General features: G+C 39.7%; 23 protein-coding genes. All 23 read left to right on the top strand.

Annotated elements, in window-relative coordinates; translation table 11 throughout:
• Positions 1-47: 47 nt before the first annotated feature.
• The 23 genes from B6F02_RS06810 (at position 48) to fliQ (ending at position 16,723) form a co-directional block, all read left to right on the top strand.
• Complete coding sequence (locus tag B6F02_RS06810; protein ID WP_080146611.1) at positions 48-440, top strand: flagellar protein FlaG; 393 nt, start codon at positions 48-50, stop codon at positions 438-440.
• A gap of 4 nt (positions 441-444) precedes the next feature.
• Complete coding sequence (gene fliD, locus B6F02_RS06805; protein WP_080146610.1) at positions 445-1,878, top strand: flagellar filament capping protein FliD; 1,434 nt, start codon at positions 445-447, stop codon at positions 1,876-1,878.
• 18 nt (positions 1,879-1,896) lie between these two features.
• Positions 1,897-2,259, top strand: a complete 363-nt coding sequence (locus B6F02_RS06800; protein WP_080146609.1) for a hypothetical protein — start codon at positions 1,897-1,899, stop codon at positions 2,257-2,259.
• A 20-nt stretch (positions 2,260-2,279) separates the two neighbouring features.
• Positions 2,280-2,645, top strand: a complete 366-nt coding sequence (fliS, locus tag B6F02_RS06795) for a flagellar export chaperone FliS (RefSeq protein WP_080146608.1) — start codon at positions 2,280-2,282, stop codon at positions 2,643-2,645.
• Between the two features lie 536 nt (positions 2,646-3,181).
• The gene (gene flgB / locus B6F02_RS06790) at positions 3,182-3,559 is read left to right on the top strand and encodes a flagellar basal body rod protein FlgB (protein WP_080146607.1); all 378 of its coding nucleotides are present in this window, start codon (positions 3,182-3,184) and stop codon (positions 3,557-3,559) included.
• 26 nt (positions 3,560-3,585) lie between these two features.
• Positions 3,586-4,020 (top strand): flagellar basal body rod protein FlgC, encoded by a 435-nt coding sequence (flgC, locus tag B6F02_RS06785; RefSeq protein WP_080146606.1) that lies wholly within the window; start codon positions 3,586-3,588, stop codon positions 4,018-4,020.
• A gap of 49 nt (positions 4,021-4,069) precedes the next feature.
• On the top strand, positions 4,070-4,393 hold the full coding sequence (gene fliE, locus B6F02_RS06780) for a flagellar hook-basal body complex protein FliE (RefSeq protein WP_179128541.1): 324 nt from the start codon (positions 4,070-4,072) through the stop codon (positions 4,391-4,393).
• Between the two features lie 42 nt (positions 4,394-4,435).
• On the top strand, positions 4,436-6,061 hold the full coding sequence (gene fliF, locus B6F02_RS06775; RefSeq protein WP_080146604.1) for a flagellar basal-body MS-ring/collar protein FliF: 1,626 nt from the start codon (positions 4,436-4,438) through the stop codon (positions 6,059-6,061).
• 10 nt (positions 6,062-6,071) lie between these two features.
• On the top strand, positions 6,072-7,103 hold the full coding sequence (gene fliG / locus B6F02_RS06770) for a flagellar motor switch protein FliG (protein ID WP_080146603.1): 1,032 nt from the start codon (positions 6,072-6,074) through the stop codon (positions 7,101-7,103).
• On the top strand, positions 7,087-7,848 hold the full coding sequence (locus tag B6F02_RS06765; protein WP_080146602.1) for a FliH/SctL family protein: 762 nt from the start codon (positions 7,087-7,089) through the stop codon (positions 7,846-7,848). Before fliG ends, B6F02_RS06765 begins: the two co-directional genes overlap by 17 nt.
• Positions 7,848-9,173, top strand: a complete 1,326-nt coding sequence (fliI, locus tag B6F02_RS06760) for a flagellar protein export ATPase FliI (RefSeq protein ID WP_080146601.1) — start codon at positions 7,848-7,850, stop codon at positions 9,171-9,173. The genes B6F02_RS06765 and fliI overlap by 1 nt, the downstream gene beginning before the upstream one ends.
• Positions 9,174-9,185: 12 nt before the next feature.
• Positions 9,186-9,635, top strand: coding sequence for a flagellar export protein FliJ (fliJ, locus tag B6F02_RS06755; RefSeq protein WP_080146600.1), 450 nt, complete (start codon positions 9,186-9,188; stop codon positions 9,633-9,635).
• Positions 9,636-9,679: 44 nt separating this feature from the next.
• On the top strand, positions 9,680-11,161 hold the full coding sequence (locus B6F02_RS06750) for a flagellar hook-length control protein FliK (protein ID WP_080146599.1): 1,482 nt from the start codon (positions 9,680-9,682) through the stop codon (positions 11,159-11,161).
• Positions 11,162-11,187: 26 nt separating this feature from the next.
• Positions 11,188-11,613 (top strand): hypothetical protein, encoded by a 426-nt coding sequence (locus B6F02_RS06745; RefSeq protein ID WP_080146598.1) that lies wholly within the window; start codon positions 11,188-11,190, stop codon positions 11,611-11,613.
• A 1-nt stretch (position 11,614) separates the two neighbouring features.
• Complete coding sequence (locus B6F02_RS06740; protein WP_080146597.1) at positions 11,615-11,995, top strand: hypothetical protein; 381 nt, start codon at positions 11,615-11,617, stop codon at positions 11,993-11,995.
• Positions 11,996-12,101: 106 nt separating this feature from the next.
• A complete protein-coding gene (locus B6F02_RS06735) occupies positions 12,102-13,001 on the top strand; it encodes a flagellar hook-basal body complex protein (RefSeq protein ID WP_080146596.1) in 900 nt (299 codons plus the stop codon).
• A gap of 37 nt (positions 13,002-13,038) precedes the next feature.
• Positions 13,039-13,242 carry a flagellar FlbD family protein gene (locus tag B6F02_RS06730; RefSeq protein WP_080146595.1) on the top strand — a complete coding sequence of 68 codons (204 nt, stop codon included), beginning with the start codon at positions 13,039-13,041 and terminating at the stop codon, positions 13,240-13,242.
• Entirely contained in the window at positions 13,239-14,039 is an 801-nt protein-coding gene (locus tag B6F02_RS06725) for a motility protein A (protein WP_080146594.1), read from the top strand. The genes B6F02_RS06730 and B6F02_RS06725 overlap by 4 nt, the downstream gene beginning before the upstream one ends.
• 23 nt (positions 14,040-14,062) lie before the next feature.
• Complete coding sequence (locus B6F02_RS06720; protein ID WP_080146593.1) at positions 14,063-14,851, top strand: flagellar motor protein MotB; 789 nt, start codon at positions 14,063-14,065, stop codon at positions 14,849-14,851.
• Positions 14,841-15,329, top strand: a complete 489-nt coding sequence (locus B6F02_RS06715) for a flagellar basal body-associated FliL family protein (RefSeq protein ID WP_179128540.1) — start codon at positions 14,841-14,843, stop codon at positions 15,327-15,329. The genes B6F02_RS06720 and B6F02_RS06715 overlap by 11 nt, the downstream gene beginning before the upstream one ends.
• A 30-nt stretch (positions 15,330-15,359) precedes the next feature.
• Entirely contained in the window at positions 15,360-15,743 is a 384-nt protein-coding gene (locus tag B6F02_RS06710; protein WP_080146591.1) for a FliO/MopB family protein, read from the top strand.
• 15 nt (positions 15,744-15,758) lie between these two features.
• Entirely contained in the window at positions 15,759-16,424 is a 666-nt protein-coding gene (gene fliP / locus B6F02_RS06705; RefSeq protein WP_080146590.1) for a flagellar type III secretion system pore protein FliP, read from the top strand.
• A gap of 35 nt (positions 16,425-16,459) precedes the next feature.
• Positions 16,460-16,723: a flagellar biosynthesis protein FliQ gene (gene fliQ, locus B6F02_RS06700; RefSeq protein ID WP_080146589.1), complete on the top strand. Its 264-nt coding sequence runs from the start codon at positions 16,460-16,462 to the stop codon at positions 16,721-16,723.

Here is a 16,723-nt window from a genome sequence, read left to right as displayed (position 1 = left end):
AATATGGATACTGAACTGTATCCATATTGACTAGAGGAGCTGGATTCATGGTACAGCCTATACACACGCAGACAGCTATAAAACATATTGACCGAGTTTTACAACAACCTAAAAGTACGATATCATTATACGAGGATTCTTACATAGAACCTATTCAGCCGGTCCGAGAAATCAGAAGAGCTGATCAGACATCGGATCTGTATAAAGAAACGATTTCAGAAGAACAGGTTAATCAGTGGGTACTAGAAGCTAAAGAAGTTATGCAGAGAGTGAATACGCAATTATCTTTTCGTAAACATGATGGTACGGGAAGAACAGTAGTGGAATTAATAGATATTAAATCAGGAGAAGTACTAAGAGAAATTCCATCAGAAAAAATTCTGGATATAATTTCTGGAATCTGGAAATGGTCCGGACTTATTATAGATAGAATGGAGTGAGAAAATGAATATTATGGGTACTTATTCAGGGATTGATATGTCAACGATCGATCAGTTGATACAAGCAGAGTCCTCACGTGGAACAAGATACACTCAGCAAAAAACAGCGTATCAACAAGAACAGACGGCTTGGAAAGATGTTAATGGCCGACTTGACAACCTGTATACTAGATTGGATGCTTTAAAAAAAGCGGAATCTTTCAATTCTAAAACGGTAAATGTCAGCAGTAAAGACTATCTTTCTGTTAGTGCTGATGAAAATTCTGCTACTGGCGAGTATCGTGTTCAGGTCAAACAGCTGGCCAGCGCATCTCGTTTGACAGGAAACCGAATAGATGTTGCCTCTATAAAAGATGATCTGAATATTACTGCAGAGTCTACACTTTCTTTAACGGTCAATGATGGAGTCGATGATGCCGGCATACCAATCAATGAGAGAGAACTGAACTATGTTATTCCTGCAAATGCTAGTTTAGAAGAAGTGAAAGATCTTATAAATGAACACGCTGAAGATAATAAAATCAAAGCTAATATTGTTGATAATCGATTGATATTTACGCATATGGAGACTGGGTACAAAGGTCTTACCGTTAATGACACAGGTGAAAACGGAGTTGAAGATATCCTTCAACTGAATGTTGCTGCTGCCGATGGAAAAAGTTCTATATTTACTATTGACGGAATAGAAATCGAGCGGGATTCCAACAAAATCGAAGATGTTATTGAAGGCGTCACTTTTACGTTAAAAAATATCCATGAAGGATCAGAAGCAGATACTCTAACAATAGCAGAAGACACTGAAAAGGCAGCAGATACGATGAAAGCTCTGATCGATCAATATAACTCTACGATTAGTTTTATTGATGATCAGTTATCCGTTGGGGATCCTTCTGCTGAAGATAATGAAACGGGAGCACTATCTGGTGACAGTGCACTGACTAGACTTCAAACGAATCTAAGAAGTATGTTTACCCGCAATATTGTATCAGATTCTGAATCGATCAATAACCTTCAAGATCTCGGAGTAGAAATTGACCGGTACGGTGTAGCGACTTTTGATCGTGAAACATTCATTGAAAAGCTGGAAACAAACCAGCAAGATGTTGTCGACTTTTTCAGCGGTACAAAAGAGATCCAAAGAGAAAATGCAGAAGGCGTTATGGAGACTGAGACAGAACTGACAGGATTTGCAAATGAAGCACGCTCTCTTGTGGATGAGTATATCTCCAGTACTACAGGGATTATTAAGACAAAATCAGACACGTATGATCGTATGATCAACGATATCAATGATCGAATCGATTCATTCAATCTGCGAATTGAAACCAAACGCCAACAGTATATTCGCCAGTTTACAGCTTTAGATACGGCGATGATGCAAGCAGAGTCTCAATTATCTTTTATGATGGGACAACTTGGAGGAACGACTGGAGCATAATAAGAGAAAGGGTAGACCATGGCAATACACAATCCATTATTACAGAGAAAAAAAGCATTGCTGCTGAAGGTATTCAATGAATATGAGAACTATGAATATTCACTGGAGTCTGCGGTTACTGTTGTACAGGAAGTTGAAGAATACTTCTTAGAAATGACAGACATTGATCTTCAACTGTCAGATGCAGAAAAACAGGATTTTACAGAGCAGTACCAGGATATCTGGAAAGAAATTATTTCCAAGCATCTTGAGATTCTTGAGCTGATGAAAGAAGAGAATGCGCAAGTCAGAAAACAGATGAGCCAGGTCAACAAAAAGAACCACATCATTGAAAACTATATGGAAAAGAACCAGTCCATGTTTTTAGACAAACAGGCTTAAAGATAGACAAGGAGTCCATTATGGCATACGGAAATGCATCGAGTGTGTACAAAAAGAACCAAATTCAAACGGCTTCTCCTAAACAATTAGTTATTTTGTTGTATGAAGGAGCTATTAAAAATATTCGCTTGGCAGAACTGGCACAAGAGAAACAGGATATTGCAAAGGTCAATCAGTACTTGATCAAAGCACAAGATATCGTTTCAGAATTATCTAATGCATTGAACCATCAAAATGGTGAAAACGCGATTGCTAGTGAACTGGAAGTATTATACGATTACTTGCTGAATGAATTGCTGCAAGCAAATCTAAAAAAAGACGTTGAAAAAATGAGCAGCGCTCGTAATATCTTAAGTGAATTATTGGAAGCTTGGACCAGCATTTAGTTGCTGGTCTTTTTTTGTAGCATAATGAGACTTTTATAGATAACATAATGTATAAAAATTGATAAAAAATATACACAAAAAAAGATTGATTTTTACAAAATTTACTATAGCTGAAATATTTAAAAATTGATGTAAAAAATTGGGTAAACTCCAGCATAGATGTAATCGGTTATATTCTATCGTTCACAATATTGTCGATTGTTTACTTTTTGACAGAAAGTCCGTTTGATAACAACTATAATATAAAACAATGTAAACTGGTTCAATCCTTGACAAGTGCAATTGGTTCCAGAATAACGTTGATATTATAAGGGTTGTCTTGTTTACGAGTTTGAGAGAACTTGAAAGAACGTACCAGTTTAGATTGATGAATTTTCTTAAATGTTCACAATTACAGACTTAATATTTTCATTTCAATAAAATTAAGATTGAAACTTTTTGATGACTAATTTAAACTAATTACTGTTGTATAAATCCTTTATATTCGATTTTTATACAAAAGAATAAGTACTCATACAGTTTAAGGAGGACATGAGATGAATGTTCATAATCTCAGCTTATTACATAGAGCGTTAGATGCATCTGATCTGAGACAAGAGATGGTATCAAACAATATTGCCAACGTGAATACACCTGGCTACAAAGCTAAACGAGTGGAATTTGAATCTTTGCTTACAGAAGCGATGAATGGTACTGGATTAAGTCGTACAAATGACCGTCATTTTGGAGCAAACAGCATTAACGAGGTTACGGCTCGAGTAGAAGAACAAGAAGGTAACATGGTCGGAGACGACGGAAACAATGTGGCAATTGATACAGAGATGGCTGAATTATCAGCGAACAACTTGTATTACCAGTCACTGATTTCTCAGACAAGTGCACAGTACAGCATGCTTCGCTCAGTGCTGCGTTAATTTAAATTTTAGACAGGAGAGAGAGTATGTCGATTTTTGATGGAATGCGAATCAATGCGAGCGGACTGACACTGGAGCGATTCAAGCTAGACACGATTTCAACAAATATTGCAAATGTGAATACCACACGAGTTGAAAACGGAGAAGGACCTTACATAAAACAGCAAGTACTATTCGAAGAAAGCATGAGAACACAAACTTCGGGATTTACAGGAGAAACTTCAACACAAAGCGCGGGAGTACGTATTACAGGTGTTGAGGCTGACGAAGAGAATATCAAAATGGTTTTTGAACCGGAACACCCAGATGCAGATGAAAATGGCTATGTGGCTTATCCTAACGTGGATATGGCGGATGAAATGGTTGATATGATGACAGCGATGCGGACATACGATGCTAACGTAACGGCAATCAACAACAATAAAGACATGTTGACAAAAGCACTAGAAATCGGGAAATAAACCAACATTTAAAAGTTAAATCAGAATGAAACAAAAAGGGGATTTAAATATGAATGAATTAAATGGAATGAGTTCTTTATATACGAATGCTTTAAGTCAGATGAACCAGGCAGCAGGTGCTGGTCAGAAAGCGGGCGTTTCAAAAGAAGAATCAGAAGCATTCTCTAACATATTTACAGAAGCGATCCAAACGATGGAGCAAAAGCAGACAGACTCTACACAAGCGGTTGAATCACTAGTGAATGGAACAGCAGATAATTTACATACTGTAATGATGAAAACGACAGAAGCACAGCTTTCTTTGGAAGTAGCTGTCCAATTAAGAAATCGGGCGTTAGAAGCATACAACGAGATTAAGGGTATGCAATTCTAGACTGGATTCAAGTTCAATTGCTGCTAGAAGGAGAAAGAGTGAATGGATAAGGTAAAAGAACTATGGAACAACCTGAGAAACGGTTGGATAAATCTGGATTCAAAAAAGAGAACGCGACTGATTTCAGTTGTTGTGGTTGCTGCTGTATTACTGGGTGTACTAGCATATATTACCCAACAGATCCGCTATACCGTTCTGTTCTCCGAGTTGGATGAAGCCGACGCAGGAGCAATCGTAGAAAATCTTGAAACAGACGGTGTAGATTACAGACTGGAAGACGGCGGGACAAAGATCCTAATTGACGACACAAAAGTTGACGAGTACCGTCTGCAGTTAGCTACAAACGGATTGATGCCGGAAAGCTCTACTGGATTTGAGATTTTTGATGAAACCAGTATGATGGCGACGGATGAAGACCGCGAGATTATGTATCAGAGGGCGGTTACTGGAGAATTAGAACGATCTATTTCGTCTTTAAAACAAATTGATTCTGCAAAAGTAATGCTGTCACTGCCAGAAGAGAGTGTATTCCAAAATCCCGAGTACAGTAGTGAAGCTTCTGCTTCTATTGTAGTCGATGCGACCGGCGCTGGTCAGTTAACGACTCAGAACATTCAAGGAATTGCTGCGCTGGTTTCTGGTGCTGTAGATAAACTGCCCATTGAAAACATTCAAATCGTGGATGCGAATGGGAATCTTTTGAGTGGATTTTTACAAAGCGGCGAGAGTGCGATGGGTGCGACAGACATTTCTAATCAACAGTTATCTGTACAAAATAGCTATGAAAAAGAAATGGAAGAAAGTATTCTGACGCTCTTAGGACCTGTATACGGACGAAACAATCTGAGAGTTGCAGTTAATGCGAGAATGAACTTTGATGCTGTTGAAGGAGAAACAGTGGAATACACTGCTCCTATGACAGAAGAAGGCGAAGAAGTTGAAGACCCCCAAGGACTGATCAGAAGTCAGACAGAAAGCTATAACGGTTCTGGTGATGCGGTGCAAGGTCTGATTGAGCAAGGAGAACTGCCTGTTGCTGAAGAAGCAGAAGCTGAAGATGGAAATAATACTTCAGCAGATCGTACAACCAATTATGAATTAGACAGCAAAACAGAACGTTATGTAGAAGCTCCTGGCAAAGTCGAAGCAATCAATGCTTCGATCATTGTGAATCAGAATGCTGAAGTTGTACCGAGTGAAGAGCAAATTGTAGAAATTTCCAGAAGAGTTTTAGGCTTAGATGATCCGGGTAATGAAGAATTAGTTGGGGATGTAGCATTCCAAGCAATGCCATTTGCTGAAGGGAATGAGATTGATCCGATCGGCAGCAACTTAATGGATGACTTAATGATCTTCTTTAATCGATACTGGCCATACATGGTCGGCAGCATTGTATTACTTGTCACGCTGATTATTGTATTAGGTATTTTCCGACGCGGCAGAAAAGACAACTTGGATGAATTTGATCAAGCTTTTGAACCGGTCAATTCAGTACCACAAGAATCCGTTGAACTGACACCAATCGAACCGGATCCGGTGGATATGAATCAAGAACGGAAGAAACAGAAGATGAAAGTAATGAGCGAGAAAGAGGATCTTGTTCGTGAAGAAGCGAAACAAAATCCAGAACTTGCTGCAGAATTAATGAAAATCTGGATGAAAGAATAAGAGGGATAAGATGGCAGAGATCAAAGAAGAGAAAAAGAAACCTAAAATTGATGGAATAAGAAAAGCGGCTATTTTCATGATTGCTTTAGGTCCGGAAACCTCTGCTCAGATTATGAAACAGCTGCCGGATCAGTACATCCAAAAAGTCAGTTATGAAATTGCAAATATCGATCATGTCAGTCGAGAAGACAGAGAAGCCATTGTCGATGAATTCCTTGAGATGTCTCAGGCTCGTGAATATATTTTAGATGGGGGTATTGACTACGCGAAGACCCTTCTGAATAAAGCCTTGGGATCAAATCGGGCAAAAGAAGTGATCGATATGCTGAACCAGATCCAGCTGCGCGAGCGTCCTTTCAATATTGCACGCAAAGCAGATCCGCAACAGTTGACTAACTTATTATTGGGTGAGCAGTCGCAGACAGTTGCATTGATCTTATGCTATATGCAGCCGGATAAAGCAGCTCAGATCCTTGTTGAGTTTCCGCCGGAGAAACAGATTGATATTGCTGAGAGAATCGGGACGATCAGCAGTACTTCTCCAGCAGTGATTGAGAAAATTGAAAAGGTCATTGAAAGCAAATTTTCTTCTTACGTTGAGAATGAAACCGAAAGTGTCGGAGGCGTTAATACGCTGGTCGATATCTTGAATCAAGTCGGACGTACAACTGAGAAGACCATTGTTTCTGAGTTGGAAGAAAAACAACCCGAATTGGCAGAAGAGATCAAGGCCAGCTTATTTACTTTCGAAGACATTGTTTCCATGCAAAAAAACGATGTTCAAAAAGTTCTGCGCGAAGTCAATCAAGACGACCTTATATTTGCACTCAAGGGCGTTTCGGACGAACTGCGCGAATTCATATTCTCAAACCTGTCTCAGAGAGCAGTGGAAACACTCCAAGAAGATATGCAATTTATGGGACCTGCAAGATTGTCAGCTGTCGAAGAAGCGCAACAGAAAATCGTTACGGTTATTCGCCGCTTAGACGAGCAGGGTGAAGTGTACATTATGAGGGGCGAACAAGATGCAATCGTCGAGTAGAATCATCAAATCAAAATACAACATGGACCGTGCTGAAAATGCCTGGGTAATCGATACAGTCATAACTGATGCAGAAGAAGCTGAAGAGGAGACAGAAGATTCCGGTGAGCTTGCTGAAGCAGAATACAAGAAGAAAAAAATCATCAATGAAGCTCAAGTAAAACAAACCGAAATCATTGAACAGGCAAAAAAAGAAGCAGAAGCCATCAAAAAGCAAGCTTATGAAACAGGAATGCAAGCTGGTAAGGAAGCTGGCTATCAAGAGGGCTATACTTTAGGAATGAGTAATGGATACTCTGAAGGGCAAAAAGAAAGCGAACTGCTGAAACAGCAAGGCCGAGCTTTAATAGTTGAAGCTCAGCTTGAGATCGAGCAATACATTCAAGACAAGAAAGAAGACTTGCTGTCTCTTTCTTTACATATGGCAGAAAAAGTGATTCATGATCATTTGGATCACTCTGATGAAGGTATACTCGAATTGGTTCATCCTATTCTTCATCAACTGGATAGAGAGGAAGATTTTATTTCTCTCACCGTCCATCCTTCCTCGAAAGAATGGGTACAAGATCATTTATTAGCACTTAAAGAGAGCTATCATGGTGTTCGATTTGCAGTATTGAAAGATAGTCAGCTTGATCCTTATGGATGCATTGTAGAGAGTTCGCATAAAGTGATCGATCTGCAAGTAAAGGCGCAGTTAGAATCTATGTTGAAGGAAATGAAAGAAACGGAGCGGGATGTCTAATGCTCAATATTCCTTTCAAAGCGTATCATGATTCTCTAGAAAAGAATGCTTATACTTTAAAACAAGGTAAAGTAAGCCAAGTCATTGGTTTGATCATCAAAGTAGATGGACTGGATGCCTTCATCGGTGAAGTCTGCGAGATTCGAATCAAATCGACGGATAAGGTCGTATTGAGCGAAGTGGTAGGCTTCGTAGATGAAACGGTTCTGCTGATGCCGCTGGACGAACTAGAAGGAATTGGTCCAGGCTGTCTGGTTCGACCGACAAGAAAGACGTTAAAAGTAGAAGTTTCTGATGACATGCTTGGCATGACGTTAGACGGTCTCGGCCGTCCGTTAACAGAAAAGCGATTGACGGAAAGCAAAAATTTTGAAGTGAATCGTTCTTCTCCTGACCCTTTCAAGCGAAAGAAAATCGAAAATGTTCTGACGACTGGCGTTAAAGCAGTTGATGGATTATTAACGGTTGGAGAAGGGCAGCGGATGGGCATTTTTGCCGGATCGGGCGTCGGTAAGTCGACTCTGCTTGGAATGATGGCGCGTTATGCAGAAGCAGATGTGATCGTCATCGGATTGATTGGTGAACGTGGTCGAGAGGTTTTGGAGTTTATTGAAAAAGACCTTGGAGAAGAAGGGTATGCTAAGTCAGTTGTTGTCTGTGCAACTTCAGATATGCCGCCTTTAGTCCGCTTGAAAGGGGCTTACGTGGCTACAGCGATTGCAGAATATTTCCGTGACCAAGGGAAAAAAGTGGTTTTGATGATGGACTCCGTTACCCGTGTCGCAATGGCGCAGCGGGAGATAGGTTTGGCAACAGGCGAACCACCGACGAGTAAAGGATATACCCCTTCTGTCTTTACTACTTTACCAAAGCTGCTGGAACGCAGCGGAACCTCTCAAACCGGCTCTATTACAGCCTTTTACACGGTATTAGTAGAAGGAGACGACATGAATGAACCGATAGCCGATTCGGTTCGAGGAATTCTGGATGGACATATTATCCTGTCGCGGAAAATCGCTTCAGAAAACCATTATCCAGCTATCGATATTCCGAATAGTTTAAGTCGTTTAATGAAAGCTCTGGTCAGTCCTGAACAGGATGAACTAGCAGGCAGATTGAGAGAAAATCTAACTCGCTATTCGGACTCTAAAGATCTGATAGATGTAGGAGCTTACCAGCAAGGTTCTAATCCTCTAATCGATCAGGCAGTCAGATTGAACCGCCCGATCAAAGCATTCTTAAAACAAAAAACAACTGAATCGTATACTTTCGAAGAAACATTATCAGAATTAAACTCTGTGTTTTCAGCTCAACCGATAAGATAAGGAGAATGAAGAATGCAGCCATACCAGTTTTCAATGGGTAAAATACTAGACTGGCGCGAAGATCTTGAAGAAGAAGCGCGCAATACTGTCAAAGCAGCAGAACTAAAAGTCCGAAAAGAAGAACAACGCCTAGAAGCGCTGTTGAAAGACAGCCGCAAGTTAAAAAGTGACCGCTTGTTTAATGCTAATATCGATTCTGTAAAAAGACATAGTTTATATCAAGACATGCTGAATGACAAAATCATTCAGCAGCGTCTGCAAATCAAAGAAGCGGAACAAGAGTTGGCTGCTGCTCAAACAGCCTTAATGAAAGCCAATAAGGATAAGCGAATGATGGAAAAACTGGAAGAAAAAGAGCGGTTCTTACATATCGAAGCAGAAAAAAAAGAAGAACAAAAGCAATTAGATGAAATTTCAACACTGCAATTTGGTCGAAATTTTGTTTTTAATCCTAAAAGCTAAGCACTTCGTTCAATCCATTTAAGCTATTGAAAGGAGGTGATAAAATGACCCAGCAAGTACAGCTACAATCCATCAAGTCGGCTGGACAGCAGGCAAAGTCCAAAGAAACAAAATCAGATAACCCCCTTTTTGTTTCTTATCTATCAAAGCAGACAGAATCAGGGAAGTCAAAAGAGTCAGAAACTGCGAGCAGCCAACCTAAGGATTCTAAATCAGTATCAGAAACGGGCGACTCATTTATAAAAAAAGAAAAAACGTCTGAGGAAGCAGAAGAACAGGTACTGATGGTGTCGGAATTTCTACAGTTCTTATTAAAGAATGAAGAAACGGTTAGTACGCTCAATCAACCAGAACAAACCTTGATTGCAAACATTACTAAACAAGCTTCTCCTGAAGTCGTGCTGAATGAACAAAAAGCTGAGTTAGTCGCTAGAATAGTTGACCAATTGAATTCTAGTCAAAAGACCAAGGATACGACTTCGACACCTGTTCAACTGAAAGATCTTGTGCCTAAAGAGCAGATTGCTGATCCGACTGTTTATAAGAAACAAGTGTTTGAACAAAAGCATGAAACGACGCTTGTTGAATCTATTGAGCAGGCATTAAAAGAAATCAGCTCAAAAGAAGAATCGAGTAGAAATGTAAAAGGCCAATCTTTACCGGCAAATGCTTCTAATGAAAATGCGCCTATAAAACAGCCGTCTCAATCTTTCAGCTTATCTAAAGAAAACCAAACAATGATTCATTATTTAAAGCATCTGAGTACCTTAACTGAATCTGCAGAACTTATACTAACTGAAAAAACAGGCGGTGAAGGAAGTATTGAGATGAACTCTCAACAGTCAATACAGGATACACTTAATTTGGTTTCCGCAAGTGAAACAAGTGCAACTACTTCTGAAACAGTCAGTACGGAAGGAACCGAACAGACTATAATCAGTAAATTTTCGACAGAAACAGCATTACCTGAAACAAAAAGTAATCAGACGCAGGTTCAACAAAGTATTCAGTTAACCCAGCAACCGGTAACGGAGTCGGTACAATTAAAATCTTCTGAAGTACCAGCTGTAATGACAAAAGCAGATCTGGCTGAACTCCAGAGCATGGTAACTGAGAAGATTCAACAACCCGGCAAACCAGAGCTGATTAAGTCAACCGTTCAGTTGACACCGGAAACTTTAGGTAAAGTCACGATTGAATTAGAATACTCAGACTCAAAACTATTTGGAAAACTGACTGTGATTTCTGAAGAAGCTAAAAGATTAGTCGAGCAGCAGTTCAAGTCCGTAACATTTGGACTGGGCAGTCAATCGATTCCACTGGAAAAAATCGAGATAACCGTATTACCTCCACAGGAATCTTTTGAAGCAGCATTTAATTTTTCAGAACAGCAGCACGCTCAGCATTCTTTTGAAGAACAAGCGCAGCAGAATAATATCCTCTCTCATGCCGAATCGGAAGAAGAGAGCGAACGGTCAAGAACAGAAACTAATAATCAAGCAGGCAGTTTGAATTTAATGGCCTAATCTAAAAGAGTAGGGAGTGATAAATAATGAATATTCCAACACAAATGACGATTGGATCTATGGACAAAATCGCCCCGGAAGCAGAAACTAAACAAAATTCTGATTTGAATATGGAACAGTTTTTACAGATTATTTCCAGCGCAATGAGTATGCCATCTCTTGAAGGCGGCGGCAGTGGCGGCGGGAGTGAAACCGACTATATTGGGCAAATGGTTCAATTTGGGATGTTAAACCAAATGCAGGATCTGACGGATACAATGCAGACTACAATGCTGATGACACAACAGCAGCAAGCCGTAAGTATGGTAGGAAAAAACGTCAAACTAAAAACTCAAGAAGATCAACTAGTTGAGGGAGTTGTAGAAAAAGTTCGCTTTGATAGTGGATATGCAACTATTCAAGTAAACGGCGAGCCTTATTCACTGAATACGATCGTGGAAGTTGGTGCATAAAATGATACATAACATCAACCGTTCAGATAGAGTTGTTCATCAACCTATCCAGCAAAAGTCTAAACAAGTAAATGTCGATAGAACATTTCGTTCCTTTATTGATGATGCTTTAAAGAATGTTGATTCAGAACCAAAGATGACCTTTTCCCATCATGCACAGAAGCGATTAGATCAGCACGGTGTATCTTTGAATCAGCAGGACCTTACAAAGCTGGAAGAAGCTGTTGACACACTGGCAGCTAAAGGATCGAAGCAGTCTCTGATTCTTTATGATGATCTGGCACTGATCGCCAGTATCAAAAATAGAAAAGTCATTACAGCATTGAAATCAAATGAAATGCACGAAGTAACAAACATAGACAGCGCCATCCAAATCAAATAAAGCAGTTGATGTAAAAAGCTGGACTGAAAAGAAGCTTATCTCTATTGACCGACTGATATAGAGACATCTAATGTTCATACATTGTTAATTTATAGGAGGAAAAAACATGTTAAAATCATTGTACTCAGGTATTACAGGCATGAAAGGGCAACAAACAAAAATGGATGTTATCTCAAATAACATTGCTAACGTGAATACAACTGGATTCAAATCTCAAAAAGTCTCTTTCCAAGATATGATTTCTCAAACAAATGCAGCAGCACAAGGACCGAATAATAATGGTCGAGGTGGGATCAATGCACAGCAAGTTGGATTAGGTACACAAGTCGCTTCTACAGGTATGCTGATGCAAGGCGGATCATTACAGTATTCAGGAAGAAGCCTTGACTTCGCTATTCAAAATGGCGACAATTCATTTTTTGTTGTTAGTGAGAGCGGGACGAATACTGATTTGATGTATGGTCGTGATGGTAGTTTTACAATTGATAATGATGGAAATCTTACAACAACCAACGGTGGACGTGTGATGGGATATATGCCTGGAGCACCAACACAGGAAGCAGACTACACAGCAGATACCTTCACAATGGAGCAAGGAAGCTTAACACCGATTCAAATCAATCAAACAATGACCGTCAATGGAGAAGATTTAGAACTTCAAGATTATAACGTTGACAATACGGGGACAATCATCGCTACATACAGTGACGGAAATACTTATGTCTTAGGAAGACTAGCTTTATCGAATTTCGCAAATCCAGATGGGTTAGAAAAAGCTGGAAGCAACATGTACAATGCTACTACCAACTCTGGAGAGCCTCAATTCAGCGCTCCTTCTGAAGATGGATACGGCGTTGTCCGCTCCGGATTCGTTGAAATGTCTAACGTAGATTTAGCATCTGAATTTACTGAAATGATCGTAGCCAGCAGAGCTTACCAGGCAAACTCTAGAAGTATCACGACTTCTGACGAAATGCTTCAAGAACTGATCAACTTGAAACGTTAATCAAGTTGAGATTAATCGTTAAGGAAAGAGGTCTAGTATGATTCTTTTGAAATCACTGACTGGAAAAGAGTTTTACTTAAATTGCGATTTAATTTATAAGATTGAAAGAGAATATGATACTTTGATTACGCTGACGGATCAAAAAGCCTTGTGGGTTCAAGAAACGCCAGCCGAAGTCAGAGACAAAGTCATTGCGTATAAGCGCAAACTATATACTCAACCATTGGAGGTAGAGGAATGAAACGAAGCTTGACCCCTATTATAGGGATGATTCTTGGAATTGGACTCGTTATTTACGCAATGTCTTCGAGCGGTCCTTTAGCTGGATATTTTGACGTTCCTTCTTTGATCATCACTTTGTTAGGATCTTTCTGTGCATTGTTGATCAGTTATCCTATAGAAACTATGAAAAAAGTACCTGGTCTGATGAAAAAACTGCTTAGCTCTCCGGACACAGACCGTGTAACATTGATAGAAAACATGATACAAATCACAAAAAAATCTAGAGTAGAAGGTATTCTTTCAATCGAATCTGATATCAAAGAACTGCCTTATCCATTAATGAAATATGGACTTGAGATGGTTGTAGATGGTACAGACGAAGAAACTATCAAGGAACTGATGACCGTTCAACTGGAACAAATTGAAAACCGACACTCAGTCGGGCATGAAGTTTTTGCAAAATGGGGCGAATACGCTCCAGCTTTCGGTATGATTGGGACATTAGTGGGGCTGATTGCCATGCTTGGAGACTTGCAGGATCCTTCACTGATTGGAGCTGGAATGGCGACTGCTTTGCTGACGACTTTTTACGGAAGTTTTCTGGCAAATCTAGTTTTTATCCCAATCTCAAAAAACTTAGAAATGCAAACTGCAGATGAATTAAAAACGAATGAGATGATCATCGAAGGCGTTCTAGCATTGCAGAAAGGGGATAACCCGCGTGTCATTGAACAAAAACTTCAGAGTTACATCTCACCAAGAGATATCAAGGCAGATGTAAATACAGAAGATCCAGTTGCAGTAACCGAAAGATAATGAGTCAGTAAAAGAGGGGTAACATGGCAAGAAAAGCAAAAAAACAAAGTTCTGGCGGCGCCCCTTCCTGGATGGCGACCTACTCAGATTTAATGTCTTTGCTGCTGACCTTTTTCATTCTATTGTTTTCGATGTCTGCTGTCAGTGAGGAACGATTCAAAGCCGTTGCAGATTCACTGAGAGTAGCACTGGCCGGCAGTTCCAATGATTCGATTCTTGAAGACAGCGGGCAGTCGATCTCAGATTTGAATACAACAGAATTAGAAGATATGGAAGAAGTGAATCCTGAAGATGCCATAGTGGCAGAAACGGAGCCACAGTCAAATGTCATTCCGGAAGAAGTGCAGCAATTATATGAAACAGCAAATGAATACCTTGAAGAAAACGGCATTCAGTCTGATCTCACCATTTCTAGAGATGCAGAAGGCGTTTATATCGATATTCAAGAGTCCATTCTATTTACCTCAGGAAGTGCAGAGATCACATCCTCAGGAGAAGAAACGTTAGGCTCGTTATCTGGATTATTTGAACTCTTCGATAATGAGATCGTTGTAGAAGGCTATACGGATAATGTCCCTATGAGGTCTTCTCAGTTCCCGTCTAACTGGGAGTTGTCGACAGGCAGAGCTGTTTCTGTACTTCGTTATTTGAGTGAAGAAAGAGGCGTGGCACCAGGCCGACTGTCAGCAAAAGGATACGGGGAACATTCGCCAATTGTACCGAATGATTCACCAGAGAATAGAGCACTAAACCGAAGAGTAAATATTACCATTATGCATGAGAGTAGAGAGGAAGTCGAAAGTGGCGGATAACATAGTGACAGTCGACAGTAAGAAACAAGGCGAAAAAGGAAAAATCATCATTATTATTCTGTCAGCCATCATCTTAGTATTAGGCGGGGCAGTAGGGTTTTCATTGGTCACAGGCTCTGATAACATCCCTTTTATCAGCCAGTTAGCAAAAGAACCCGAACCAGCAGAAGTACAAGTTCCATTAGAAGAATTTTTAATCAATGTTTCAAATGAATCCGGCAGCAGCAATGCAATGGTGAAAATGGAAGTCACTGTCAGCAGCTTTACAGAGGGTGCTGAAGAACTGATTACGGCAGATGTAGCAAAAGTCAGAGATGCTATTATACATGTTGTTTCTAATGAAAGTACGGAAACCCTGCTGGAAAGAAAAGATGGATCTTTTGTAATAAAAGACGATTTAAAAAATCGTATCAATGAGTCGTTCGGCGAAGAACTGATCGACGAAGTCTATATCACCAATATTTTGACTCAAAACTAAGTCTATTTTACAAGTAAGGAGGAAAGAAAAATGGGATTAGGCCAAATTTTTCAAATGCTGGCTGCGTTATTCGTGATCATTGTATTAGCCAACTACTTATTGAAGAAATTGAATAATATCAATCAGGTTAGAACCAAGGCTATCAAAGTCATCGAACGTGTCCCTGTATCAAAAAGTTCCTCCTTATGTATTGTACAAGTAGGGAATCAGTACATGCTGATGAGCTTCAGCGAGCAGGGCAGTACTGTGGTTAAAGAGTTTACAGTTGAAGAAAAAGCAGAGATTCAGCAAAAAATTCATCAGCAAACTCAAGAAGTCAGGGATGCAACAGACATCAAGAAAATTACCGGTACCTTAAAAGGTAAAGTTCATCAATTCAAAGAGAAGTATGAGCATTCTTTTAAGCAAGACTAGGAGAGGGACGAAGATATGATCAATAATTTAGTAGATGTATTTTCAAATACTGGTGAATCTTCAGAAGTCATCGATTTGTATCTACTATTGATAATAGTAGCACTGATTCCTTCTTTCTTAGTACTGACGACTAGTTTTACAAGGATCATTGTCGTATTGTCTTTTACAAGAAATGCAATGGGTACACAACAGACACCTCCGAATCAAGTACTGATTGGATTAGCTTTATTCTTATCCCTATTTGTGATGAAACCCGTTTATGAAGAGGTCAATGAAACAGCTCTTTCGCCTTACATGAATGGTGAAATAACAAGAGAAGAAGCTTTTGCAGAAGCACAGAGCCCGATAAAAGAGTTTATGCTGGATGAAACTAGAACCAGCGATTTAGAGTTGTTTGTCGATCTTTCCGGGGAGGATTATCCTGATGTACCAGCTGACTTGCCGCTTACGACGATTATTCCGGCATTTTCAATTAGTGAATTAAGAACTGCTTTTACAATGGGCTTTCTTATTTTCATTCCCTTTCTTGTGATAGATGTCGTTGTGGCCAGTATATTGATGTCAATGGGAATGTTTATGCTATCTCCCGTCATGATCTCGTTACCGTTTAAACTACTGTTGTTTGTTCTGGTAGATGGCTGGTATTTAGTTGTAGAGTCCCTTGTCAGCAGTTTCTTTTAAGCTGACAGGTAAAAAATAAGAAAGGAAATGCATAAATGACCACACAAAATGTATTAGATGTTTTACAAGATGCTTTTCTTGTACTGTTGCGCGTTGGAGCTCCCGTATTAGTAATTGCACTTGTTATAGGACTAGTGGTCAGTATTCTGCAGGCGACCACTCAAATACAAGAACAGACTCTAAGCTTTGTTCCTAAGTTATTTGCAATCTTGTTGACGCTTGTACTATTGGGCAATTTTATGCTGAATACATTGATTTCCTTTACTGAACGTTTATTTGATATTATTGCCGGGTTGTGA

This window comes from Marinilactibacillus piezotolerans, assembly GCF_900169305.1.
GTDB lineage: Bacteria > Bacillota > Bacilli > Lactobacillales > Carnobacteriaceae_A > Marinilactibacillus > Marinilactibacillus piezotolerans_A.
The sequence above is the reverse complement of the archived record's forward strand: the minus strand, read 5'-3'. Positions and strand labels throughout refer to the sequence as shown.